This is a genomic window from Sphingomonas sp. DC4900, from assembly GCF_049896485.1.
In the GTDB taxonomy this organism is placed as follows: domain Bacteria; phylum Pseudomonadota; class Alphaproteobacteria; order Sphingomonadales; family Sphingomonadaceae; genus Sphingomonas; species Sphingomonas aquatilis.
In genome coordinates, this window is the sequence record NZ_JAFCUK010000001.1 from 147,693 (window position 1) to 169,625 (window position 21,933).

The 21,933-nt window shown below is 67.3% G+C and carries 22 protein-coding genes; 8 read left to right on the top strand and 14 right to left on the bottom strand.

The features are described from left to right. Positions 1-3: 3 nt before the first annotated feature. A complete protein-coding gene (locus tag ACP690_RS00740) occupies positions 4-411 on the top strand; it encodes a response regulator (protein ID WP_017980476.1) in 408 nt (135 codons plus the stop codon). Here the strand turns inward: ACP690_RS00740 and ACP690_RS00745 are convergent. The 6 genes from ACP690_RS00745 to ACP690_RS00770 all read right to left on the bottom strand — a co-directional run bounded on the left by ACP690_RS00745 (position 408) and on the right by ACP690_RS00770 (position 6,581). Continuing rightward, a complete protein-coding gene (locus ACP690_RS00745; RefSeq protein WP_426255473.1) occupies positions 408-1,931 on the bottom strand; it encodes a sensor histidine kinase in 1,524 nt (507 codons plus the stop codon). The genes ACP690_RS00740 and ACP690_RS00745 overlap by 4 nt on opposite strands. 14 nt (positions 1,932-1,945) lie before the next feature. After that, complete coding sequence (gene ssb, locus ACP690_RS00750) at positions 1,946-2,521, bottom strand: single-stranded DNA-binding protein (RefSeq protein ID WP_017980474.1); 576 nt, start codon at positions 2,519-2,521, stop codon at positions 1,946-1,948. A 168-nt stretch (positions 2,522-2,689) separates the two neighbouring features. Continuing rightward, positions 2,690-4,552, bottom strand: coding sequence for a ferrous iron transporter B (feoB, locus tag ACP690_RS00755; protein ID WP_426259843.1), 1,863 nt, complete (start codon positions 4,550-4,552; stop codon positions 2,690-2,692). 13 nt (positions 4,553-4,565) lie between these two features. Further along, a complete protein-coding gene (locus tag ACP690_RS00760) occupies positions 4,566-4,838 on the bottom strand; it encodes a FeoA family protein (protein ID WP_063686980.1) in 273 nt (90 codons plus the stop codon). Positions 4,839-4,959: 121 nt separating this feature from the next. After that, positions 4,960-5,631 (bottom strand): COQ9 family protein, encoded by a 672-nt coding sequence (locus tag ACP690_RS00765; RefSeq protein ID WP_426255476.1) that lies wholly within the window; start codon positions 5,629-5,631, stop codon positions 4,960-4,962. Beyond that, the gene (locus ACP690_RS00770) at positions 5,628-6,581 is read right to left on the bottom strand and encodes a DMT family transporter (RefSeq protein WP_426259844.1); all 954 of its coding nucleotides are present in this window, start codon (positions 6,579-6,581) and stop codon (positions 5,628-5,630) included. Before ACP690_RS00770 ends, ACP690_RS00765 begins: the two co-directional genes overlap by 4 nt. A gap of 52 nt (positions 6,582-6,633) precedes the next feature. On the opposite strand from ACP690_RS00770, the gene ACP690_RS00775 reads away from it, so the two are divergent. Further along, on the top strand, positions 6,634-7,707 hold the full coding sequence (locus ACP690_RS00775) for an alkene reductase (RefSeq protein WP_426259845.1): 1,074 nt from the start codon (positions 6,634-6,636) through the stop codon (positions 7,705-7,707). A gap of 45 nt (positions 7,708-7,752) precedes the next feature. Here the strand turns inward: ACP690_RS00775 and ACP690_RS00780 are convergent, their stop codons facing one another. From ACP690_RS00780 to recQ, 3 genes are all read right to left on the bottom strand, one after another. After that, the gene (locus tag ACP690_RS00780) at positions 7,753-8,172 is read right to left on the bottom strand and encodes a hypothetical protein (protein WP_426259846.1); all 420 of its coding nucleotides are present in this window, start codon (positions 8,170-8,172) and stop codon (positions 7,753-7,755) included. A gap of 7 nt (positions 8,173-8,179) precedes the next feature. Continuing rightward, positions 8,180-8,614, bottom strand: a complete 435-nt coding sequence (locus tag ACP690_RS00785; RefSeq protein ID WP_426259847.1) for a TIGR01244 family sulfur transferase — start codon at positions 8,612-8,614, stop codon at positions 8,180-8,182. 198 nt (positions 8,615-8,812) lie between these two features. Beyond that, entirely contained in the window at positions 8,813-10,582 is a 1,770-nt protein-coding gene (recQ, locus tag ACP690_RS00790) for a DNA helicase RecQ (protein ID WP_426259848.1), read from the bottom strand. 152 nt (positions 10,583-10,734) lie between these two features. Here recQ and ACP690_RS00795 point away from each other — a divergent pair, with 152 nt between their 5' ends. Continuing rightward, a complete protein-coding gene (locus ACP690_RS00795) occupies positions 10,735-11,634 on the top strand; it encodes a hypothetical protein (protein ID WP_426259849.1) in 900 nt (299 codons plus the stop codon). On the opposite strand, the gene ACP690_RS00800 is transcribed toward ACP690_RS00795, so the two are convergent. Next, complete coding sequence (locus ACP690_RS00800) at positions 11,635-13,482, bottom strand: ABCB family ABC transporter ATP-binding protein/permease (protein WP_426259850.1); 1,848 nt, start codon at positions 13,480-13,482, stop codon at positions 11,635-11,637. Between the two features lie 96 nt (positions 13,483-13,578). On the opposite strand from ACP690_RS00800, the gene ACP690_RS00805 reads away from it, so the two are divergent. Further along, entirely contained in the window at positions 13,579-13,809 is a 231-nt protein-coding gene (locus ACP690_RS00805; protein WP_043061008.1) for a hypothetical protein, read from the top strand. Positions 13,810-13,950: 141 nt separating this feature from the next. Here ACP690_RS00805 and ACP690_RS00810 read toward each other — a convergent pair whose 3' ends face one another. Both ACP690_RS00810 and ACP690_RS00815 read right to left on the bottom strand, forming a co-directional pair. Beyond that, positions 13,951-14,625 carry an energy transducer TonB gene (locus ACP690_RS00810; protein WP_426259851.1) on the bottom strand — a complete coding sequence of 225 codons (675 nt, stop codon included), beginning with the start codon at positions 14,623-14,625 and terminating at the stop codon, positions 13,951-13,953. Between the two features lie 224 nt (positions 14,626-14,849). After that, positions 14,850-16,196, bottom strand: a complete 1,347-nt coding sequence (locus ACP690_RS00815; RefSeq protein ID WP_426259852.1) for a glutamate--tRNA ligase — start codon at positions 16,194-16,196, stop codon at positions 14,850-14,852. Between the two features lie 91 nt (positions 16,197-16,287). Between ACP690_RS00815 and ACP690_RS00820 the strand changes: the two genes are divergently transcribed. After that, positions 16,288-17,223, top strand: coding sequence for a ribose-phosphate pyrophosphokinase (locus ACP690_RS00820; RefSeq protein WP_024310320.1), 936 nt, complete (start codon positions 16,288-16,290; stop codon positions 17,221-17,223). Positions 17,224-17,334: 111 nt separating this feature from the next. On the opposite strand, the gene ACP690_RS00825 is transcribed toward ACP690_RS00820, so the two are convergent. Beyond that, the gene (locus ACP690_RS00825; protein WP_017980458.1) at positions 17,335-17,685 is read right to left on the bottom strand and encodes a PilZ domain-containing protein; all 351 of its coding nucleotides are present in this window, start codon (positions 17,683-17,685) and stop codon (positions 17,335-17,337) included. Positions 17,686-17,709: 24 nt separating this feature from the next. Beyond that, positions 17,710-18,225 (bottom strand): sterol desaturase family protein, encoded by a 516-nt coding sequence (locus ACP690_RS00830; RefSeq protein ID WP_294313763.1) that lies wholly within the window; start codon positions 18,223-18,225, stop codon positions 17,710-17,712. A gap of 131 nt (positions 18,226-18,356) precedes the next feature. Between ACP690_RS00830 and sucC the strand changes: the two genes are divergently transcribed. The 3 genes from sucC (at position 18,357) to ACP690_RS00845 (ending at position 21,562) form a co-directional block, all read left to right on the top strand. After that, complete coding sequence (gene sucC, locus ACP690_RS00835) at positions 18,357-19,556, top strand: ADP-forming succinate--CoA ligase subunit beta (RefSeq protein ID WP_017980456.1); 1,200 nt, start codon at positions 18,357-18,359, stop codon at positions 19,554-19,556. A 333-nt stretch (positions 19,557-19,889) separates the two neighbouring features. After that, positions 19,890-20,636: an electron transfer flavoprotein subunit beta/FixA family protein gene (locus ACP690_RS00840; RefSeq protein ID WP_017980455.1), complete on the top strand. Its 747-nt coding sequence runs from the start codon at positions 19,890-19,892 to the stop codon at positions 20,634-20,636. After that, complete coding sequence (locus ACP690_RS00845; RefSeq protein ID WP_426259853.1) at positions 20,633-21,562, top strand: electron transfer flavoprotein subunit alpha/FixB family protein; 930 nt, start codon at positions 20,633-20,635, stop codon at positions 21,560-21,562. The genes ACP690_RS00840 and ACP690_RS00845 overlap by 4 nt, the downstream gene beginning before the upstream one ends. Positions 21,563-21,933 lie beyond the last annotated feature (371 nt).

The window sequence follows — 21,933 nt, forward strand, 5'->3', positions numbered from 1 at the left end:
TGGATGATGACCAAAACCGCACTAATCGTCGAGGATGAGATTTTTGTCGCCCTCGACTTGGAGCGTATCCTGGTCGATGGTGGCTATCAGGTTGCCGGCATCGCCGCGGATGCGGAAAGTGCGTTGCAGGCGGCACCGGGTTGCGGCTTCGCCTTCGTCGATGTCAACCTGCGCGACGGGCCGACCGGCCCGCGTATCGCGGAACAGATCGCGCGCGATTATGGCGTGAAAGTCGTCTTCGTCACCGCCAATCCGGCACAGATCGATTGCGGGCGAGACTGCGCGCTGGGCTATATCCGCAAACCGTTCAGTGAATCGGCGATCCTCGCTGCGGCGGCTCTCGCGGCGGAGGGGCGGTCTCCCGCCGCCAACGACGATATCGTTTTGCTCGATTCGAGCCGTCAGGCCTAAGCGCGGTTCAGCGTCGCGATCGGCACGCGGACCGTTACGACCAGTCCTTCCGCCTTCCATTCGCGCGTCACCACCCCGCCCAGCTGCCGCACGGCGGACAGTTCGATCAGTTGGCTGCCGAAACCGTGCGGCCCATCCGGCGCGGCGACCGAGGGGCCGCCGCGTTCGCTCCAGCACAGCACGACGTCCGCGTCGTCGCGCGCGACGGTGACGTCGACGGCACCGTCCTCGCTCGACAGGGCGCCATATTTCATCGCGTTGGTGGCGAGCTCGTGGAACAGCAGCGCGAGCGGGGTGGCCGAGCGATCGTCGATCGTGACCGCATCGCCGCTGACCGTGATCGGCTGATAGTCCCCACGCCGATACGGTTCGAACAACTCGCTGAGCAGGCCGTGCAGCGAATTCTGCTGCATCGCGGGCCGCGAGTTGGGGCTGTGTGGCCGTACGAAATCATGGGCGCGCCCCAGCGCGATGATCCGGTCACGCAGATCGGCGGCGGCCGGCGCGAACTCGGGTCGCGCGCGCGCCGCGAACGAAATCAGGCCGGAGATCACCGAGAAGATGTTCTTGATCCGGTGCGACAGTTCCTGGCTGATCAGTTCGCGCTCGTGTAGCGCCAGTTTCTGTTCGTGGATGTCGGTACAGGTGCCGAACCAGCGCGTGATCTGCCCGTCCGTGTCGCGGATCGGCAGGGCTCGGCCCAGGACCCAGCGATAGGTGCCGTCGGCATGGCGCAGGCGATATTCGATCTGATACGGCGCGCCCGTTTCCAGCGAGTGGCGCCATATCTCCCATGCGCGGGCCTGATCGTCGGGATGGAACATGTCGTTCCATCCCTCGCCATCGGTCGATCCGTCCGGCACGCCGGTAAATTCGTACCAGCGCGCGTTGTAATAATCGTGGAATCCGTCGGGCAGCGTCGACCACACCATCTGCGGCATGGTGTCGGCCAGCGTGCGGAAGCGATCCTCGCTGTCGGACAGGCGTTGGCGCGTGTCGCGATCGGTGCGGCGCCACGTGGCGGCATCGCGGCTGTCGCGCAGCCGGGCCATCACCGCCTCCGCCAGCGTTTCCAGCCCTTGCCGTTGCAGCGGGGTCAGCCCCTCGGGCCGTGGCCGGGTGTCGAGCACGCACAGCGACCCCAGCGGCACGCCGTCGTCGGCGACCAGAGGTGCGCCGGCATAGAAGCGGATGTGCGCCTCACCCGTCACCAGGGACATGGCGGAAAAGCGCGTATCGCGCGTCGCGTCCGGCACCACGGTGATGCCGTGTTCCATCATGGCGAACGCACAGAAGGACGTGTCGCGCGGCGTTTCGGTCATGTCGACGCCGGTGTGCGACAGGAAGGTCTGGCGCGTCGCCTCGACCAGGCTGATCAGCGCGATCGGCGCGTCGCACAGGGCCGCGGCAAAGTCCGTGATCCGGCTGAGCGCGGCATCGTCGCGCAGCGACTGCGGGTCGTGCGCGGCGAGAGCTTCGGCCCGGCGCGTCTCGCTCGCCGGTTCACAGACGGGTGTCATCGCTGAACGACGGCTCAGAACGGCACGTCGTCGTCGAGATCGTCGGCGAAGCCGCCGCCCGGACCACCACTCTGCCCGCCGCCGAAGCCACCACGGCCGCCGCCGGATGCCCCACCAGACGAACCGCCGCGGCTGCCGCCGCCGTAGCTGCCGCTCGACCCGCCACCGAAGTCGTCGCCGCCGCCCCAGTCGTTGCCGCCACCGCTACGGCCGCCACCGCCGCCGCCCTGGCCGCCATTGGGGCCGTCGAGCATGGTCAACACGCTGTTGAAGCCCTGCAGCACGATCTCGGTCGAATATTTGTCCTGACCGTTCTGGTCCTGCCACTTACGGGTCTGGAGCTGGCCCTCGATATAGACCTTCGACCCCTTGCGCAGGAATCGCTCGGCGACGTTGGCGAGGCCTTCGTTGAAGATCGCGACCGAATGCCATTCGGTCTTTTCCTTGCGCTCGCCGCTGTTGCGGTCCTTCCACGATTCGGACGTGGCGATGCGCAGGTTGACCACCTTGCCGCCGTTCTGGAAGCTGCGGCTTTCGGGGTCGCGCCCCAGGTTGCCGACCAGAATGACCTTGTTGACGCTGCCTGCCACGAAACGACGACTCCGATGATAGTTCGATTTGCTCGGTGGAGCAGAAGAGGATACCAGAAGGTGGCGTAGGACCCGAGTGCAGGTTGTCCGGTGGAAGGGACAATCGCTTCTGGCCAGAAGGACCGGGTCCTACGCAGTTCAGCAAGGTTGGACCCCTGCCGTGCCTCACTAAAGACCGGCGAATACCGCCAACCAGTATGTGATGCCGGCCATGATGTACGCCGCAGCGAACAAATAGCCAACCATGAACAGCGGCCACTTCCACCCGTTCGTCTCGCGCCGGGTCACGGCGATCGTGCTGATGCACTGCGGTGCGAAGACGAACCACATCAGGAACGCGAGCGCGGTCGGCAGCGTCCAGCGGCCGCGGATCTGGTCGGTGATGCGGTCGGTGCCGCTGCCGTCCTTGTCGTCGATCGCATAGACGGTGCCGATCGCCGACACCGCGACTTCACGCGCCGCCATCGCCGGCAGCAGCGCCAGTGCGATGTCGCGGTTGAAGCCGATCGGCTTGACGACATATTCGATGCCATGGCCGATCCGGCCGGCGACCGAATAGTCGACCGGACTGATCCCGCTGCCCTCGGGCGGTTTGGGGAAGCTGAGCAGCAGCCACAGCACCACGGTCGTCGCCGCGATGATCGTGCCCGCGCGCTTCAGGAAGATCACCGCGCGCTGCCACAGCCCCAGCGCGACGTCGCGCATCCGCGGCATCTGATATTTGGGCATTTCCATCATGAAGCCCGACGAGGCGCCTTTGGTGACGGTACGCCGCAGGATCAGCGCCGCGACATAGGCGCCGGCGATGCCGGTGATGAGCAGCCCGAACATCACCACACCCTGCAACCGCACGAAGGGCAGCAGCGGCGTGTTGGGGATCATCGCGCCGATGATGAGGGTATAGACCGGCCAGCGTGCGCTGCACGTCATCAGCGGCGCGATGAGGATGGTGGTCAGCCGGTCCTTCTCGTCGTCGATCACGCGCGTCGCCATGATGCCGGGAACGGCGCAGGCGAAGCTCGACAGCAGAGGAATGAACGCGCGTCCCGACAGGCCGACGGTCGCCATCAACCGGTCCATCAGGAACGCCGCCCGGACCATATAGCCCGACGATTCGAGCACGAGGATGAAGAGGAACAGGATCAGGATCTGCGGCAGGAAGACGATCACCGCGCCCACGCCGGCGATCAGCCCGTCGGTCAGCAGCGAGCGGACGAAGCCGTCGGGCATCGCGCTCTTGATCGCATTCTGCAGCGCGCCGAAGCCCGCATCGATCGCGTCGGCGGGTACGGACGCCCAGGTGAACACCGCCTGGAACATCACGAACAGGATCGTCACCAGCAGCAGCGGCCCCGCGACCGGGTGCAGCGCCACCGCGTCGAGCGCGTGCGCCCAGCGTCGTCCCGCCGTCTCCGACACCGTCGCCGCCGCGGCGATCTGTCGCGCGCGGCGTTGCAGCGTCACGATATCGTCATCGATGCTGCCATCCGAGGGGCGCAGGCGCGTCGCCGCGCCGCCGACCAGGATCGATCCCAGCGCCGCCCGCAGGCCGTCCAGCCCGCGCTTGCGCACCGCGACGGTCGCGATCACCGGCACGCCCAGCTCGCGCTCCAGCACCGCCGCGTCGAGCGTCAGCCCGTCACGTTCGGCAAGATCGACCATGTTGAGCGCGACGACCACCGGCAGGCCGAGCGCGATCAGCTGCAAAGTGAATCGCAGATGGTTGTCGAGATTGGCCGCGTCGACCACCACGACCAGCGCGTCGGGCAGGCGTTCCAGGCTGCTCGCGCCGGTGACGACGTCGCGCGTCACGCGTTCGTCGGGACTGGAGGGTTCGAGGCTATAGGCGCCGGGCAGGTCGATCAGCTCGACCGGGCGACCATCGTCCAGCACCAGCCGGCCCGAATGCCGCTCGACGGTGACGCCGGGATAATTGCCGACCTTCTGCCGCGCGCCCGTCAGCGCGTTGAACAGCGCGCTCTTGCCGGCATTGGGATTGCCGACCAGCGCCACCAGCGGGGCTGCATGCACGGTCTGCGTCGGCTTATTCGGCGCCGGCCGGCAGCGCGACGTGGACGGCTCCCGCGACCGCGCGGCGCAGCGCGACGGTCATCCGCCCGATCCGGCAGGCGATCGGGCCGTTGCCCAGCGAGGCGCGGTGCAGCACCTCCACCGACACGCCCTCATCGAAACCCAGTTCGCGCAACCGCCGCGCCTCGGGCGCGGCGAGTCGCGCCCAGTCGATCCCCGCCACCGTCGCCGGCTGACGCCGGGGCAGCGAGACGAGATCGAGGGATGGCGTACGCGACATATCCATGCTGCGAGTGATTATCATTTACGCAGTGGCGAGTAAAGGGTGCGTCTCCGACCTATCGGGATGCGACGTGGCGCGCGGCATGCAGTCCGTCCCCCGGACCAGGTCCGGGGTGGCGTAGTGCTCACACCACCGGATAGCGCAGCCGCCCGACGAAGCGCGACAGGCTGGGCCGGTGCTCGTAGCGCTTGACGAACCCCGCCTTGGCCTTCTCGAACCGCATGATCCCGTCGATCCGCCGCGACAGAAACGCGCGCGTGTCGGCCTGCCCCTCGCTGTCGTCGTCCAGAAACACCGTGATCGTCGCGGTATAGACGCCGAGTAGGATCGTCCGCTTCGTGTAGTGATTATAGTCTGTTGCGGTATCGCCGGCCATGCGCCACATCGTATCGACGCTGCGCCAGCCGAGCTTCGCCGCGCGCGCGACATTCTGCGGCATGGCGAGGATGGTCAGCGCGCGGCGCAGCGCCTCGCGATCGGGGGCCAAAGCGTCGAGCCGCGACTCGACCAGCCCGGCGATGCGTTCGCGGATCTTCATCGTCGCAAGGCGTTCGGGCGGGAGCGCCTGCGCCATCGCCGCATCGATGTGCGCGAACCAGGCATCGATCATATCGACCGCACCGCCGGAAAAGGCGAGTCGCGCGACGTCGCGGTCGATCCCCGCCGCCTCGGCCGCCATATCGCGCGCGGCGTCGCCCCAGCCGTCGAACGCGGCGTTGGCGGCGATGCCGGGGGCGAGCGACACGCGAATCTCGTCGAGCGTCAGGTCGCTGGTGTCGATCGTATCCTGGGTCATGCCGCCATCTCCTGCGCCCGCGCGCGCGTCGGTGCAACCTCGGCGCGGCGTACCAATACCAGCGCCACCGCGACCAACGCCACGCCGATCCAATCGGCTCCCTGCAACCGCTCGCCATAGGCGATCCAGCCCACAGCGCCGGCGACGATCGGCTGGATCAGCAGCGCGATGCCGACGATCAGCGGTGACATGCGGCCCAATGCGTAGATCATGCAGCCCTGCCCGAAGACCTGGCTGACGAGGGCGAGGCCGAGCAGCGCGCTCCAATGCCCCGGCCACACGCGCTCGCCGAGCAACACCGCGAACACGAGCAGCGGCAGCGCGGTCGCGCAGCTCGCCAGCGTCAGCGCAGGCAGCGGTCGCATCCTTTCGCGCACCTTGGCCATCATGATGAAATAGACGGTGTAGAGGATGCCGGCGACGATGCAGAGCAGATCGCCCGCCAGGTTGCGCGGATCGACCTGGTACGACCGGCCCATCAACAGCCCGGCACCGACCGCCGCGAGCAGCAGCGCGATCCCCTGTCCCCGCGACGGCCAGGCGCGCGCGACCAGAAACCCGTACAGCGGATAGATCAGGATCGCCGAATTGCCGAACAGCGTCGCATTGGCCATCGTCGTGCGCACGATGCCAAGGTGCCAGCTCGCCAGATCGGCGGCGAAGGCGACGCCGCCGACGGCGATCAGCAGCCACAGTCCGCCCGGCATCCGCACCGGCCGCGCGCCTGCCGCCAGCGACAGTGCGGCGAGGAAGGGGATCGCCAGCGTGATCCGCCAGAACCCCGCCGCCACCGGCCCAACATCGGCCAACCGCACGAACCACGGCCCGAATGCGAGCGCGATATTCGCCAGGATCAGCGCGACGAAGCCCAGCGCAGGCGCGGTGTCCGTAGCGGCAACCGGAACCGTTGGCGCAGGCACAGTTTTTCTTGTGGGGTCCGGCCGATGCATGCCGCCCTGTAGCGTCCTATCTTCCCCGCGTCAGGCCACTAACGGAGCATCCATGCCGAGCCTTTTCGACCCCATCCAGCTGGGCGATATCCACGCCGCCAACCGCATCTTCATGTCGCCGCTGACCCGCGGCCGCTCGACCGACGGCCATGTGCCGACCGAGATCATGATCGACTATTACCGCCAGCGCGCCAGCGCCGGCCTCATCATCACCGAAGGCACCGGCATCAGCCAGGAAGGGCTGGGCTGGCCCAACGCGCCGGGCCTGTGGACCGACGAGCAGGTCGAGGCGTGGAAGCCGGTGACCGCGGCGGTGCATGAGGCGGGCGGCAAGATCGTCGCGCAGATCTGGCACATGGGCCGCCTGTCGCGCCCCGACGTGATCGGCATGACGCCGCTGTCGTCCTCGGCGACGCGCGCGCCCTATCACAAGGAGCCGAACCCCTATGGCGAGGCGCGCGCCGCGACGCTCGACGATATCGCCCGCGTGCAGGACGATTACGCGACCGCCGCGCGCAACGCGATCCGTGCCGGATTCGATGGCGTGCAGCTGCACGGCGCCAATGGCTATCTGATCGACCAGTTCCTGCGTGACGGCACCAACCATCGCGACGATGATTACGGCGGCAGCCCGGAAAACCGCATCCGCTTCATGCGCGAATCGGTGGCACGCGTCGCCGATGCGATCGGTGCGGGCCGCACCGGCATCCGCCTGTCGCCCAACGGTGAAACGCAGGGCGCCGACGACAGCGACCCCGCCAGCGTCTTCGTGCCCGCCGCCGCGGCGCTCGACGCGCTCGGCATCGCCTTCCTCGAACTGCGCGAACAGGGCCCCGACGGCACCTTCGGCAAGAGCGACGTGCCCAAGCTCAGCCCCGAAATCCGCAAGGTCTTCAAGGGGCCACTGGTGCTGAACCAGGATTATGACGGCGCCAGCGCACAGGCCGATCTGGATTCGGGTGTCGCGGATGCGATCGCCTTCGGTCGCAAATATATCGCCAACCCCGATCTGGTCGAACGCCTGCGCCAGGGCGCGTCGCTCAACCAGGACGACCCGAAGACCTGGTATAGCAAGGGCCGCGAGGGCTACACCGACTATCCCGCGCTGGAAAAGCAGGACGCCTAATCCGCCGGTCCCTCCTCCGGTCGCGCCGGGGGAGGGATACCGGCTTCAGCCGATCATCTTCTTGAGGTCCGCCGGCGCCAAGCGCCGCACGTCGAGCGCATCGACGCCCGCGATCAGCACCCGGCCCATGCGCCGGTCGCCGCTGTCGATCTCGATCCCTTCGACCGTCGACCGCAGCGCGAGCCAGGCGATCTCGCACACCGTGATCCTTTTGCCATAGCGGCGCATCACCGCGACGCGGCCCGCGCGGTCGACCGCCAGCGCGCTCACGCCATCCGCGCCGACCACCGCACCCAACGTTTCGAAGCCCCCAAGCGCCTCGTCCGCCGCCGCGGCGGCCTCCTCGGGCGACTCGATCCGGCCGACGCGTCCGCGGCGCACCGCCCAGACGATGCCGCCGACGACCAGCAGCACCATTAGGCCCGCGATCAGCGCGATCCCGATCGCCGTCTCATCGAAGCGCATGGCCGGATCACTGCCCGCCGGCGAGCGCGTCCAGCGTCGGGCGCATACCCGACAGATCGTAGCCGGCGGCCCGCGCCTGGGCGACGAGCAGTTCGGGGTTGCGCCCCGCCTTCGCCGCGGCAAGCGCCCACAGGTTGCAGCTGCGCGTCCCCGACCGGCAATAGGCGAGCATGGGCCCGTCTGCGCCGACCAGCGCCTGCGTCATCGCGTCGATCTGCGGGTGCGAGAAGCCGGCATGCGTGATCGGGATCGCGACATAGGTCAGGCCCGCCGCCTCTGCCGCGGCGCGGATCGCCTCGCCCGCCGGCTGGCCCGCTTCCTCCTCGTCGGGGCGGTTGTTGACGATGCCCACAAAGCCCGCCGCCTTGATCGCCGCCATGTCCTCGGGCGTGATCTGGGGGGCGACGCTGATGGATTCGTTGATCGTGCGGATATCGGCCATCCGGTCCCGTTACGCGATCAACCGAGCCGCGTCAGCCGTTTTGGTCGCGGTCCGACAGGATTTTAGTGCAGCGATCGCCCGGTCCACAACCACCGTTCGTGCTGAGCCTGTCGAAGCACAGGCGTCCCCACGCGCGACGCCGCTCGGGGTAGCCTGCCCTTCAACAGGCTCAGGGCGAACGGGGGACTTGGCTCGCCGCTAATCCGCCGCGCGGATCACCTCCAGAAACGCATCCCCATACGCCTCCAGCTTCCGCGCGCCGATGCCGGACAGGTGCATCAGTGCCGAGCGGCTCGTCGGCCGCTGCGCCGCCATCTCGCGCAGCACCGAATCATGGAAGATGACATAGGGCGGCACGCCGGCCTCCTTGGCCAGATCGCGGCGGCAGGTCCGCAGCGCCTCGAATAGCGGATTGTCGGCCGGGTTGATCGCGATGCCAGCATCGCGCTTCTTGCCGCGGACCCGCTTGGGCGGCAGCACCAGCATCACCCGCGCGCCCTCCTTCAGGATCGGCCGCGCACCGGGGCCGAACTCCAACCCGCCATGGGCATTCGTACGCAAGGCATCGCGCAGCAGCAGCGCGCGCGCCACCGGCTTGACCAGCGCCGCCTCCTCGCCCGCTACGATGCCCCAGACCGACAGCGCCTCATGCCCGCGATCGACGCTGCGGTCGGTCGACTGGCCCAGCAGCACCTGCTCGATATAGCCCGCGCCGAACAGTTGGCCGGTGCGGAAGACGGCGGACAGGAACTTCTGCGCGACCGTCGTCGCATCGACCGCATCGGGGGACCCCAGGCAATTGTCGCAATTGCCGCAGTCTTCAACGAGGTCTTCGCCGAAATGCTTCAGCAGGATGCGACGCCGGCAGCCCGCCGTCTCGACCAGCGCCCCCAGCGCGGCCAGCCGCGTCCGTTCGCCGGCCTGCCGCTCAGGCTCGATCTCGCCGATCCGCTGGCGCGCGCGCGCGAAATCCTCCGCACCCCAGAACAGATGCGCGACCGCTGGATCGCCGTCGCGTCCTGCACGGCCGGTTTCCTGATAATAGGCCTCGATCGATTTCGGCAGGCCGGCATGCGCGACGAAGCGGACGTCGGGCTTGTCGATACCCATGCCGAACGCGACCGTGGCGCAGATCACCATGTCTTCGCTCGCGACGAAATCCGCCTGGTTTTTCGCGCGGATATGCTGCTCCAGCCCCGCATGATAGGCGCGGGTCGGCCGGCCGGTGCGGGCAAGCGCCTCCGCCAGTTTTTCGGTTGCCGCGCGGGTTTGCGCATAAACAATGCCGGGGCCGGGCGTGCCTGCGATCACGTCGGCGATCTGCTTGGTCGTGTTCGCCTTGGGGGTAATCGCATAGCGGATATTGGGCCGGTCGAAGCCCGACACGATCAGCCCATCCTGCGGAATGCCGAGCTGCGCGAGGATATCGGCGCGGGTATGCGCGTCCGCCGTCGCGGTCAGCGCCAGTCGCGGCACGTCCGGGAACGCGTCCATCAGCGGTGCAAGCAGGCGATAATCGGGGCGGAAATCATGCCCCCACTCGCTGACGCAATGCGCCTCGTCGATCGCGAACAGGCTGAGCTTCGCGCTGCCCAGGAGCTCGCGGAAATGCCCGGTCGAGGCGCGTTCGGGCGCGATATAGAGCAGGTCGAGTTCGCCAGCCTTGAACCGCGCGATCGTCTCGCCACGATTCTGGTCGGCGCTGGTCAGCGTGCCCGCGCGAATGCCCACCGCTTCGGCGGCACGCAGCTGGTCGTGCATCAGCGCGATGAGCGGCGAGACGACGACGCACGTCCCCTCCAGCATCACCGACGGCAGCTGGTAGCACAGCGACTTACCCGCGCCCGTGGGCATCACCCCCAGCGTCCGCTCGCCGGCCAGCACCCGCGACACCACCTCTTCCTGCACGCCGCGGAACCCCGCAAAGCCGAAGACGCGGGACAGGGTAGGCAGGGGATCGGGACGCATTACCGGCCCATGTAGGCGGGACCCGGCGCAGGCGCCACCCGTCGCATCCTGGCCAGCGACGCAAAACAGGCTGGCTCCGGCCTTCGATCCGCCACCGAAACGACACGATCGCCCTGTCTCTTGCTTGTGGCCACGGCGGGAGGGAACAGGCGATGCGCAGGACGATGACGGTGACGACGGCGCTGCTGCTGATCGGTGCGGCGCCAGCGCCGCGAGAATATGTCGTGCCCGCTGACGGCGTGGTCGCGGCGCGGTTGAACGGCGTGGGCTTACGCCTGCGGATCGATCCCGGCACGACGGCGATGCCGCTCGTGACCGACGAGATCGCAACGCGCGCGCATGTCAAATCCGGCATGTTCGGCACGCTCTATGGCGTCGGGCCGGTCCATATCGCGGGAAAGACCGGTGTCGCAAAGCTCGACCTTGCTGGCACGATCCTAAAGCGCCGCATCTCCTTCGCGCCCAAGGCGTATGCCGAGGGTTTAGATGGTGTGATGGGGCCTGGTGGGCTGGAGGCTCCGGTCATTCGCTTCGCGCTGCGTCCGTCGATCCCCGGCGAGCGCACCGTCGCGCTGCCGATGGTCGATCAGGGTGGGCTGATGGCTGGCTGGGCCGAACGCTTCGCGCTGATCGAGGTCGGGGGCCAGCCGCTGCGGGTGCGTTTCGATCCGCACCATCCCCGCACCCTCGCCACCGCGGGGGCCGCAGTGCGGTTGGCCTCGGCCTTCGACGGGACGATCTCCGGCGTGGCCGGACAGCAGGAGATTGCTTTCGGCATCAAGCGCCCGATCCGTACGCTGACACTGGCGCGCGCGCTCGGCGTCGGGCCACTGTCGCTGCATACGCTCGGGGTGCGGACCATGGACAACGGTAATGCATCGGACATCGCCGAGGCAGGGACCAAGGCCGATCCCAATGAGATCGTCGTCACGGCCAAGGGCAAGCACGACCCCAACCGCGATCGCCTGTCGCTGGGCGCCGATACGCTTGCGCACTGTTCGTCGATCGTGTTCGATAAGCCGGCCAAGGTGATTCGCCTGACCTGCGCCTGATCACTCCGCCGCCAACGCACCCTCACCGGCGCCCGCGACATCCTCGTCGTCGCGCTCCTGGGCCTGGCGTGCCCACATTTCGGCGTAGAGGCCGCCGCGCTTCAACAGTTCCGCGTGCGTGCCGCGCTCCGCCACCCGGCCGCCGTCGAGGACGACGATCTGGTCGGCATGCACCACCGTCGACAGGCGATGCGCGATGACGATCGTGGTGCGACCGCGCTCGATCGCCTTCAGCGTGTCGAGGATCTCCGCCTCGGTGCGGCTGTCGAGCGCGCTGGTCGCTTCGTCCAATATCAGGATCGGCGGGTTCTTCAGCAGCGTGCGCGCGATCGCGACGCGCTGCTTCTCGCCGCCCGACAGCTTCAGTCCGCGCTCGCCCACGCGGGTCGCGAAGCCATCGGGCTGGCGTTCGATGAAGCCGGCGATCGCCGCACCCGACGCGGCCTGGGCGATCTCCGCGTCCGACGCGCCTTCGCGGCCATAGCCGATGTTGTAGCCGATCGTGTCGTTGAACAGCACGGTGTCCTGCGGCACGATGCCGATCGCGGTGCGCAGGGAGGCTTGCGTCACGGTGCGCACGTCCTGGCCGTCGATCGTGATCGCGCCTGCGTCGACATCGTAAAAGCGGTACATCAGCCGCGCGAGCGTCGACTTGCCCGCGCCCGATGGCCCCACCACCGCCAGCGTCGTGCCCGCCGGAATGTCGAGGTCGAGGCCCTTCAGGATTTCGCGATCGGCATCATAGCCGAAATGCACGTCCTCGAACCGCACGCGCCCGCGATCCACCACCAGCGGCGCGGCGTTCGGTGCGTCGACAACCTCGGCGGGCGTGTCGATCAGCGCGAACATGCTTGCCATATCGATTACGCCCTGGCGGATCGTGCGATAGACCATGCCGAGTAGGTCGAGCGGCCGGAACAGCTGCGACAGCAGGGTCGAGACGAACACCACGTCGCCCGCTGAAAACCGCCCCTGGCTCCACCCCCAGGCGACATAGGCCATGCCGCCGCCGAGCATCGCGTTGGTGATCAGCGCCTGCCCGACGTTGAGCCATGCGAGGCTGTTTTCCGACTTGGTCGCCGCGGCGGCATAGGCGCTGATCGCCGCGTCGTAGCGCTTCGCTTCACGCTCCTCGGCCCCGAAATATTTGACCGTCTCGAAATTCAGCAGCGAATCGACCGCATGCGCGACCGCGCCGGTGTCGAGATCATTCATCTGCGCCCGCAACGCGTTGCGCCAGTCGGTCACCTTCTGCGTGAAGACGATATAGATCGCGACCATCGCCACCGTCGCGGCGACCAGCGGCCAGCCGAAGCTGGTCCAGAAGATCGTCAACACCATGGCCAGCTCCAGCACCGTCGGCGCGATGTTGAACAGCAGGAAATACAGCATCGTATCGATGCTCTTGGTGCCGCGTTCGACCACCTTGGTGACGGCGCCGGTGCGCCGTTCCAGATGGAAGCGCAGCGACAGGCCGTGCAGGTGACGGAAGACGCTCGCCGCCAGTCGCCGCGTCGCATCCTGCCCGACGCGTTCGAACACCGCGTTACGCAGATTGTCGAACAGCGTCGTCGAAAAGCGCGAGGCGGCATAGCCGACCACCAGCAGCACGACGATCGTGACGAGGCTTCGGTCGCCGACGCTCATTCGGTCGACCGCATATTTCAACGTATAGGCCGCGCCGAAGACCTGAACGATCTTGCTCGCGACGACGAGCAGCATCGCGGTGACGATGCGCGCCTTCAGCCCCGTTTCACCCGCAGGCCACAGATAGGGGAGGAAACGGCGCAGCGTCGGCAGCAACGGCTGGTCGGCGCGGGTCTGGCTGGTCGGATCGGTGGGCGGCATTGCCGCTTATGTAGGCACGGCGCCCCGGCGAAGAAAGCGCGGCGCGGAACATACTAGCGCCCTCGCGAATTTTACCAGTTGACAAGCGAGGGCATCATGGAACCGTTGTTCTACGTGATGGCGATCATGGGCTGCGGCGACGGCAACGTCCAATGCACCGAGGCTCGGGTCGTCCCGATCCACTATCAGTCGATGGCGCAATGCCGGGCGGCACTGCCTGATCAGCTCGCGCGCAACACGGACGTGCCCTATCCGATGATCGGCGCGCAATGCCGTACGTCGGGCGCGCAGATCGCAAAGGCGGACGTCAAGCCGCGTCGGTCGTAACCCGTCTTCAGCGACACGGGGTGGGCGTCATTTCGGCGGAGGCCGGGGTTTTCCAGCGTTAGCGACTGGCAGAAGCCGGGAAAGGCTTTGGTCCGCTTTGGGGTGACGCGTCCCGGACGGACGCGTCACCGCTATGCGGTTTTACCCGGCATCCTCCATGCGGAACGTCAGCGTCATCGTCCGCCACGCCTCGACCGGCACGTTGCCGCGTGTCGCCGGCTTGAAGCGCCACGCCTTCAGCGCCCGTTCCTGCGTCGTACGCCAGAAGGCATCACTGGTCGCGTTGACCTGTTCGATCTGCTTCACGCGCCCGTCTACGCCGACCAGCACGCGCACCGTCACGCGCCCATCGCGATTGGCGCGGCGTTCGACCGCGGGATAATCCGGCTGGAAGGCGTCGGCGTAGCGCGAATCGATGCTGGGGCCGACAAACGGCAGTGGCGCGGGCGGTGCCGGTGCCTCGACCGCCGGCCCAGGATCGGTGCCGATGATCTTGGTCGGTGCCGGTGGCGTCGGGATCGTCGTTAGGGCGAGGTCGGTCGGATTGGTCGGCACCGTGATTTCCGGCACGGGTGTGAGGATCGTCTCGGTCGCATGATGCGGCGCCGTTTCGGCTGGCTTTACCTCTGGCATTGGCGGCGGAGGTGGCGGGTCGAGCGGGATATTGCCGATGACCAGCACATGGTCGGGCCCCTCGGGCAGGATCTTCGGCCCCGCGAACATCAGCGCCGCGACCAGCGCGGCGTTGATCGCGATGGCGGCGGTCAGGCCGCCGGGGTTGAAACGGGTCGGCTTGGCGTAGCGATCTGCATACATCGTCCGTCTCCTCTCTGTCGGGTCGCCCTCGACCGGGGCGACGCCGCTCAGACATGAAACGTTACACCATAACATAGTGTCGTCAAGGGGTTGGGCGATGCCGCTCAGCGGCGGAGAGGCAGGCGGGCAGGGGAGAAAGGGCTCACGCCTGAGCGGGACGCCAGCGCGCGCGATTTACCCGTCCGAACGGCAATCTTTGGCGCGCCCGAGACGCGCGCCCGATCTTATCCAGCCGCTTGCGATGCGTCCCGCAGGCGCGCGACGGCGCGCACCTGCCCGATAAGCGGCAACAGCGCCGCCATGTCGGGGCCGTGGTCCAGCCCGGTCAACGCCTGACGCAGCGGTAGAAACAGCGCCTTGCCCTTGCGACCCGTCGCCGTCTTGAGCGCTGTCGTCAGCGCCGCCCAGGCGTCATCACGCCAGTCCAGACCCTCTGCGACCGCCGCCGCGTCGGCGAGATAGGCACGCGCCTCGTCATCCTGCATCGGCGCGGCGATCGGCCCCTCAATTACCTGCCACCAGTCCGCCGCCTCGGCGACGCGCGACAGGTTCGGCCGCACCGCGTCCCATTCCGCCGCGCCCATGCCGTCGGGCAGCCGATCGGCGACCGCGTCATAGGTCAGCTGGTGGACGATCCGCGCATTCACCTGCGCCAGCTCCGCCTCGTCGAATCGCGCCGGCGCGCGGCCGAAGCGGGCGAAGTCGAACGCGGCGATCAGCGGTGCGGGATCGACCATCGGCTCGACCGGATCGCTCGTCCCGATCCGCGCGAGCAGCGCGACGACCGCCTGCGGCTCGACGCCCGCGTCGCGGAAATGCGCGACGCCCAGCGATCCCAGACGCTTGGACAATTTGCCCTCGGCGCCGGTCAGCAGCGCTTCGTGCGCGAAGGCGGGTGGCGTGACGCCCATCGCATCGAACATCTGCAATTGCAGTGCGGTGTTGGACACATGGTCTTCGCCGCGCACGACATGGGTGATGCCCAGATCGGCATCGTCGATCGCCGATGGCAGCATATACAGCCACGATCCATCGGCGCGGCGCACGACGGGATCGCTCATCGTCTTCGCATCGAAGCTTTGGGCCCCGCGGATCAGATCGTCCCAATGGATCGGTGCGTCATGATCCAGCTTGAACCGCCAGTGCGGCGCGACGCCATCCGCCTCAAACTGCGCCTTTTGCGCATCACTCAGCGTCAGCGCCGCGCGATCGTAGACCGGTGGCAGGCCGCGCCCGAGCAGGATCTTGCGCTTCAGGTCCAGCTCCTGTGCGCTCTCATAGGCCGGATAAATGCGCCCCGCCGCGACCAGTGCGTCGAACCGCGCCTGATACAGCGCGAATCGCTCCGACTGGCGCACCTCGGCATCGGGCGTCAGGCCCAGCCAGGCGAGATCGGCGCGGATGCCGTCGACGAACCGCTCCTCCGACCGCTCTGCATCGGTGTCGTCGATGCGCAGCACGAACCGCCCGCGCTGCCCCCGCGCGAACATCCAATTGTGCAGCCCCGCCCGGATATTGCCGACGTGGAGCATGCCGGTGGGAGAGGGCGCGAAGCGGGTGATGACGGTCATGCTCGCGCTCCTACCGCCGCGGGCGGGCGAAGCGAAGCGGTTTGCGAAAGGCGCCATCGACGATAAAGGGCGGCACAAGGGAGCCCAGCGCATGAAACTGATCACCGGCAATTCGAACCTTCCGCTCGCGCAGGCGATCGCGAACTATCTCGAAAGCCCGCTGACCGACGCGCTGGTCCGCCGGTTCGCCGACGAGGAGATCTTCGTCGAAATCCAGGAAAACGTGCGCGGCGAGGACGTGTTCGTGCTCCAGTCGACCGGTTTCCCGGCGAACGACAATCTGATGGAGCTGCTGATCATCATCGATGCGCTGAAGCGCGCCTCGGCCAAGCGCATCACGGCGGTCATCCCCTATATGGGCTATGCGCGCCAGGACCGGAAACCGGGGCCGCGCACGCCCATTTCGGCCAAGCTCGTCGCCAATCTGGTCACCGTCGCCGGCGCCGATCGCGTGCTGTCGGTCGATCTGCACGCCGGGCAGATCCAGGGCTTCTTCGATATCCCGACCGACAATCTCTATGCCGCGCCGGTGATGAGCGCGGACATCCACGCGCGCTTCAAGGGCCGCAATCTGATGGTCGTCTCGCCCGACGTCGGCGGCGTCGTGCGCGCGCGCCAGCTCGCCAAGCGACTCGACAACGCGCCGCTCGCGATCGTCGACAAGCGCCGCGAGCGCGCCGGCGAATCGGAGGTGATGAACATCATCGGCGACGTCGAAGGGCGCTTCTGCATCCTGGTCGACGATATCGTCGATTCCGCCGGCACGCTGTGTAACGCCGCGGCGGCGCTGCGGCAGGCGGGGGCGGAGGATGTCGTCGCCTATGTCACGCACGGCGTCCTGTCGGGCGGTGCGGTCGCGCGCGTCGAGGGATCGGTGCTGACCGAACTCGTCATCACCGATTCGATCGGCAATCACGAATCGATCGGCGCGACGTCGAAGATCCGCCACCTGCCGATCGCGCCGCTGCTGGGCGAGGCGATCAAGCGGATCGCCGACGAAACGAGCGTGTCGTCGCTGTTCGACTGACGGGCGCAGGCGCGGCCACGCCCGCGCCAATGCGCGACGCGTAGCGCCTGACACGGCCAGCGGGCGTGCACAGCGTGACGCTACGGACGACGGCTTTACCGGCGTCAGCGCCTATCGCTGGCTGAGCGCGATGATGTGGTCGAACACCGCCGGGTGCAGCGGCTTGGCGAAGGCGCAGCCGTATTGCGTCTTGTCCCGCCACGCGACCACGGCCTCCAGACCGGCCAGCCCCGGCAGCGTCAGCCACACGATCGTGCCCGGCCATAGCGTGAAGGACGTTTCGGCGCGGAACCCCATCAGCGACAGGTCGGTCACGTCGATTTCGAACCGGGTCTGTCCGCGATCGCGCAGGTGCGCGCGCATCGTCACCGCCTTGCGCAACGATCGGCGCGACTCGGCGCCCTCCTCCGTCCCGTTGAGGGCGATGGGCTGGTACGGCGGCGTGAAGGTCGGCTGTTCCATGGCTGTATCGTGCCACGGAAGGCGTTACTTTTCTGCCAACGGCTCCCCGGCGGGCGCCCGCACCCCCTGCCGCCCGCGCCGCTTGAGTTCGGCCTTCAGGGCTTCGGGCCGGGGAGCGACCAGGAAGCCGAAGCTGACGTTGCCCTCGCGCGTCTCGACGACATGGTGCAGCCGATGCGCCTGGACGATCCGCTTCATGTAGGTGGACTTGGGCAGATAGCGCGTCGGGATCCGCTGATGGACGATGATGTCGTGGAACCCGAAATAGATCGCGCCATAGGCCGCGATCCCCGCGCCGATCCACGCGAAGCCCGGCCACCAGCCCAGCTGCACCCCGCCCAGCAACAGCACGAACGAGGGCACCGCGAAGATCGCCGCGTACAGGTCGTTAAGCTCCCAATTGCCTTCGCGCTTGGTGTGGTGGCTCGCATGCAGGAACCAGCCCGGCCCATGCATGATCCAGCGGTGCGCGGCATAGGCAAAGCCCTCCATGCCGATCACCGTCGCCAGAAACAGAAGGATGCCGATCGGCCAGGACATGCGTATTCCATCTAATGCGAAGCGTTTGCGATAACGATCGATCCCCGTGCTATATCCGGGGTGGATTCGTCGCGCCGCCTGTGCAAAGGGCGGCGGCAATCTCCTCTTTATAGCATAATGCGAGGCAGGCCATGAACATCCACGAATATCAAGCCAAGGAACTGCTGGCGAAGTTCGGCGTGCCCGTGCCGGCAGGCTTTGCGGCGCTCAGCGTCGAGGAAGCGGTCGAGGCATCGAAGAAGCTCCCCGGACCGCTGTATGTCGTCAAGGCGCAGATCCACGCCGGCGGCCGCGGCAAGGGCAAGTTCAAGGAACTCGGCCCCGACGCCAAGGGCGGCGTCCGCCTCGCCAAGACCGCTGACGAAGTCCGCGCGCACGCGACTGACATGCTCGGCAACACGCTGGTGACGATCCAGACCGGCGACGCCGGCAAGCAGGTCAACCGCCTGTACATCACCGACGGCGTCGACATCGCCAAGGAATTCTACCTCGCGCTGCTCGTCAACCGCGCGACCGGCCGCGTCTCGATGGTCGCTTCGACCGAAGGCGGCATGGACATCGAGACCGTGGCGCATGACACGCCCGAGAAAATCCATTCGATCGACATCGACACCGCGACCGGCTTCATGCCGCACCACGGCCGCGCCGTCGCCGCCGCGCTCGAACTGACCGGCGACCTCGCCAAGCAGGCGGCCAGCGTCGCGTCGAAGCTGTACGACGCGTTCCTCGGCACCGATGCCGAGCAGATCGAGATCAACCCGCTCGCCGTCACCGACGATGGCAAGCTGGTCGTGCTCGACGCCAAGGTCGGCTTCGATGGCAACGCCATGTTCCGTCACAAGGACCTGATGGAGCTGCGCGACACCACCGAAGAGGACGCGATGGAGCTGGAGGCGTCGAAGTACGACCTCGCCTACATCAAGCTCGACGGTGACATCGGCTGCATGGTCAACGGCGCCGGCCTCGCCATGGCGACGATGGACATCATCAAGCTGAACGGCATGTTCCCGGCCAACTTCCTCGATGTCGGCGGCGGCGCCAACAAGGAGAAGGTGACGGCGGCGTTCAAGATCATTCTCGCCGATCCGGCGGTGAAGGGTATCCTCGTCAACATCTTCGGCGGCATCATGAAGTGCGACATCATCGCCGAGGGCATCGTCGCGGCGGCGAAGGAAGTGAACCTGTCGGTGCCGCTGGTCGTCCGCCTGGAAGGCACGAACGTGCAGGCCGGCAAGGACATTCTGGCGAACTCGGGCCTCGCGATCGTTCCGGCGAACGACCTGGGCGATGCGGCGAAGAAGATCGTCGCAGAGGTCCAGAAGGCCGCGTGATCCCCAAGTCCTCCCCCGCAAGGGGGAGGTGGCGCCGCGCAGCGGTGACGGATGGGGAGGATAAGGGGGCGTTCGTAATGAAGGCCGTTCCTGACCTCCCCTTCGACCATTCGGCTGATGCCGAACGGTCCCCCCCTGGCGGGGGAGGACTTTGCGATAGAAAATTCCTCAGGCTCGGGCATCATGTCCGGGCCTGATTCGTTTGGGCGGTAGACCTGCCGTTACGGCAACCGGCGCTTTCCGTACCGGACTTGCGAAAGGCACGGAAAACCGCCATCTCACCCGCCGATACGACGCCAAAAAGGCGTCGGAGGCGCAATCGGAAGGAAGCCTATGAAGGTGCTGGTGCCGGTCAAGCGCGTGCTTGACTATAATGTGAAGCCCCGCGTGAAGGCGGACGGTTCGGGCGTGGATCTTGCCAACGTCAAGATGAGCATGAACCCCTTCGACGAAATCGCCGTCGAAGAGGCGATCCGCCTCAAGGACAAGGGCGTCACCGAGATCGTCGTCGTCTCGATCGGCGAGGCGAAGGCGCAGGAAACGATCCGCACCGCGCTCGCGATGGGGGCCGACCGCGGTATCCTCGTGACCAGCGACACCAAGGTTGAGCCGCTCGGCGTCGCCAAGATCCTCGCCAAGATCGTCGAGGAAGAGCAGCCGAGCCTCGTCATCCTGGGCAAGCAGGCGATCGACGACGACAACAACCAGACCGGCCAGATGCTCGCCGGCCTGCTCGGCTGGGGCCAGGGCACGTTCGCCTCGAAGGTCGAGCTGACGGACAGCGACGTCACCGTGACGCGTGAAGTCGATGGCGGCCTGGAAACGGACAAGTTCCCGCTCCCCGCGATCGTCACCACCGACCTGCGCCTCAACGAGCCGCGCTATGCCTCGCTGCCCAACATCATGAAGGCCAAGTCCAAGCCGCTCGCGCAGAAGACCGCCGCCGATTACGGCGTCGACGTCACGCCCCGCATCACGACGCTGAAGGTCGTCGAGCCGGGTAAGCGCCAGGCCGGGATCAAGGTCGCCGATGTCGACGAACTCGTGACCAAGCTGCATGCCATGGGGATTGCCAAGTGAAGACGCTCGTATGGGTCGAGCATGATGGCTCGACGGTAAAGGATGCCACGCTGTCGGCGGTCACCGCCGCGTCGAAGCTGGGTGAGGTGCATCTGCTCGTCGCCGGCCAGGGCGTCGATGGCGTCGCGCAGGCGGCGGCGAAGATCGCCGGCGTCGGCAAGGTCCATGTCGCCGACGACGCGGCCTACGCCCATGCCCTCGCCGAGAATATCGCGCCGCTGGTCGTGGAACTGATGGGGCATCACGATGCCTTCGTCGCGCCGTCGACGACCACCGGTAAGAATGTCGCGCCGCGCGTCGCCGCGCTGCTCGACGTGATGCAGATCAGCGACATCCTGTCGGTCGAGGGCGAGGACACGTTCACGCGGCCCATCTACGCCGGCAATGCGATCGCGACGGTGCAGACGTCGGACGCCAAGAAGGTGATCACCGTCCGCGGCACCGCCTTCGAAAAGGCAGCTGCCGAGGGTGGCTCGGCCGCGATCGAGGCGGTCGCGTCGGCGGGCGACAAGGGCGTCTCGTCCTATGTCGGCTCCGAGATCGCGCAGAATGCACGTCCCGAACTGACCTCGGCCAAGATCATCGTGTCGGGCGGCCGCGCGCTGCAGAATGGCGAGAACTTCCACGCGCTGATCGAGCCGCTCGCCGACAAGCTGGGTGCCGGCGTCGGCGCGAGCCGTGCGGCGGTCGACGCGGGCTTCGTGCCCAACGACTATCAGGTCGGCCAGACCGGCAAGATCGTTGCACCGGAAGTCTATATCGCGGTCGGCATTTCCGGCGCGATCCAGCACCTTGCCGGCATGAAGGACTCCAAGGTGATCGTCGCGATCAACAAGGACGAAGACGCCCCGATCTTCCAGGTCGCGGACATCGGCCTCGTCGGCGACCTGTTCAAGGTCGTGCCGGAACTCACCGAGAAGCTGTGACGGCGGAAGGCGGGCAACGCGGGTTGCCCGCCGGTGACAGCAGGCGCAGCCTCGCTGTCATCCGCCGACACGGGCAGCGCCGCCGTAGCGGCGACTGACGACGCGGGATTTACTCCCGCGTCGTGGGTCCGGAGAGGTTGGCTGGACTAGCCTCGCCTCCATTCCACCGCCGTCATCCCCGCGAAGGCTGCGACCTCCCGACGATAGCGCGCGAACAGCGTCGCCAAAGGCCCCGCCTACGCTGGGGCGACGACCCGGCCTGATGCGCTACCACTGAGTAACCGCGCGCCCGGCACTCACGGCGTCCCGCGCCTCGGATCGTCCCCACTCCCCACACAAAGAGACGGCCCGACACCAGCAATGTCGGACCG

Excerpts from the sequence above, each read along its gene's own strand:
- ACP690_RS00740 (WP_017980476.1), top strand. The coding sequence starts at position 4 with ATGATGACCAAAACCGCACTAATCGTCGAGGATGAGATTTTTGTCGCC.
- ACP690_RS00745 (WP_426255473.1), bottom strand. The coding sequence starts at position 1,931 with ATGACACCCGTCTGTGAACCGGCGAGCGAGACGCGCCGGGCCGAAGCT.
- ACP690_RS00760 (WP_063686980.1), bottom strand. The coding sequence starts at position 4,838 with ATGGATATGTCGCGTACGCCATCCCTCGATCTCGTCTCGCTGCCCCGG.
- ACP690_RS00765 (WP_426255476.1), bottom strand. The coding sequence starts at position 5,631 with ATGACCCAGGATACGATCGACACCAGCGACCTGACGCTCGACGAGATT.
- ACP690_RS00770 (WP_426259844.1), bottom strand. The coding sequence starts at position 6,581 with ATGCATCGGCCGGACCCCACAAGAAAAACTGTGCCTGCGCCAACGGTT.
- ACP690_RS00775 (WP_426259845.1), top strand. The coding sequence starts at position 6,634 with ATGCCGAGCCTTTTCGACCCCATCCAGCTGGGCGATATCCACGCCGCC.
- ACP690_RS00780 (WP_426259846.1), bottom strand. The coding sequence starts at position 8,172 with ATGCGCTTCGATGAGACGGCGATCGGGATCGCGCTGATCGCGGGCCTA.
- ACP690_RS00785 (WP_426259847.1), bottom strand. The coding sequence starts at position 8,614 with ATGGCCGATATCCGCACGATCAACGAATCCATCAGCGTCGCCCCCCAG.
- recQ (WP_426259848.1), bottom strand. The coding sequence starts at position 10,582 with ATGCGTCCCGATCCCCTGCCTACCCTGTCCCGCGTCTTCGGCTTTGCG.
- ACP690_RS00795 (WP_426259849.1), top strand. The coding sequence starts at position 10,735 with ATGCGCAGGACGATGACGGTGACGACGGCGCTGCTGCTGATCGGTGCG.
- ACP690_RS00800 (WP_426259850.1), bottom strand. The coding sequence starts at position 13,482 with ATGCCGCCCACCGATCCGACCAGCCAGACCCGCGCCGACCAGCCGTTG.
- ACP690_RS00805 (WP_043061008.1), top strand. The coding sequence starts at position 13,579 with ATGGAACCGTTGTTCTACGTGATGGCGATCATGGGCTGCGGCGACGGC.
- ACP690_RS00810 (WP_426259851.1), bottom strand. The coding sequence starts at position 14,625 with ATGTATGCAGATCGCTACGCCAAGCCGACCCGTTTCAACCCCGGCGGC.
- ACP690_RS00815 (WP_426259852.1), bottom strand. The coding sequence starts at position 16,196 with ATGACCGTCATCACCCGCTTCGCGCCCTCTCCCACCGGCATGCTCCAC.
- ACP690_RS00820 (WP_024310320.1), top strand. The coding sequence starts at position 16,288 with ATGAAACTGATCACCGGCAATTCGAACCTTCCGCTCGCGCAGGCGATC.
- ACP690_RS00825 (WP_017980458.1), bottom strand. The coding sequence starts at position 17,685 with ATGGAACAGCCGACCTTCACGCCGCCGTACCAGCCCATCGCCCTCAAC.
- ACP690_RS00830 (WP_294313763.1), bottom strand. The coding sequence starts at position 18,225 with ATGTCCTGGCCGATCGGCATCCTTCTGTTTCTGGCGACGGTGATCGGC.
- sucC (WP_017980456.1), top strand. The coding sequence starts at position 18,357 with ATGAACATCCACGAATATCAAGCCAAGGAACTGCTGGCGAAGTTCGGC.
- ACP690_RS00840 (WP_017980455.1), top strand. The coding sequence starts at position 19,890 with ATGAAGGTGCTGGTGCCGGTCAAGCGCGTGCTTGACTATAATGTGAAG.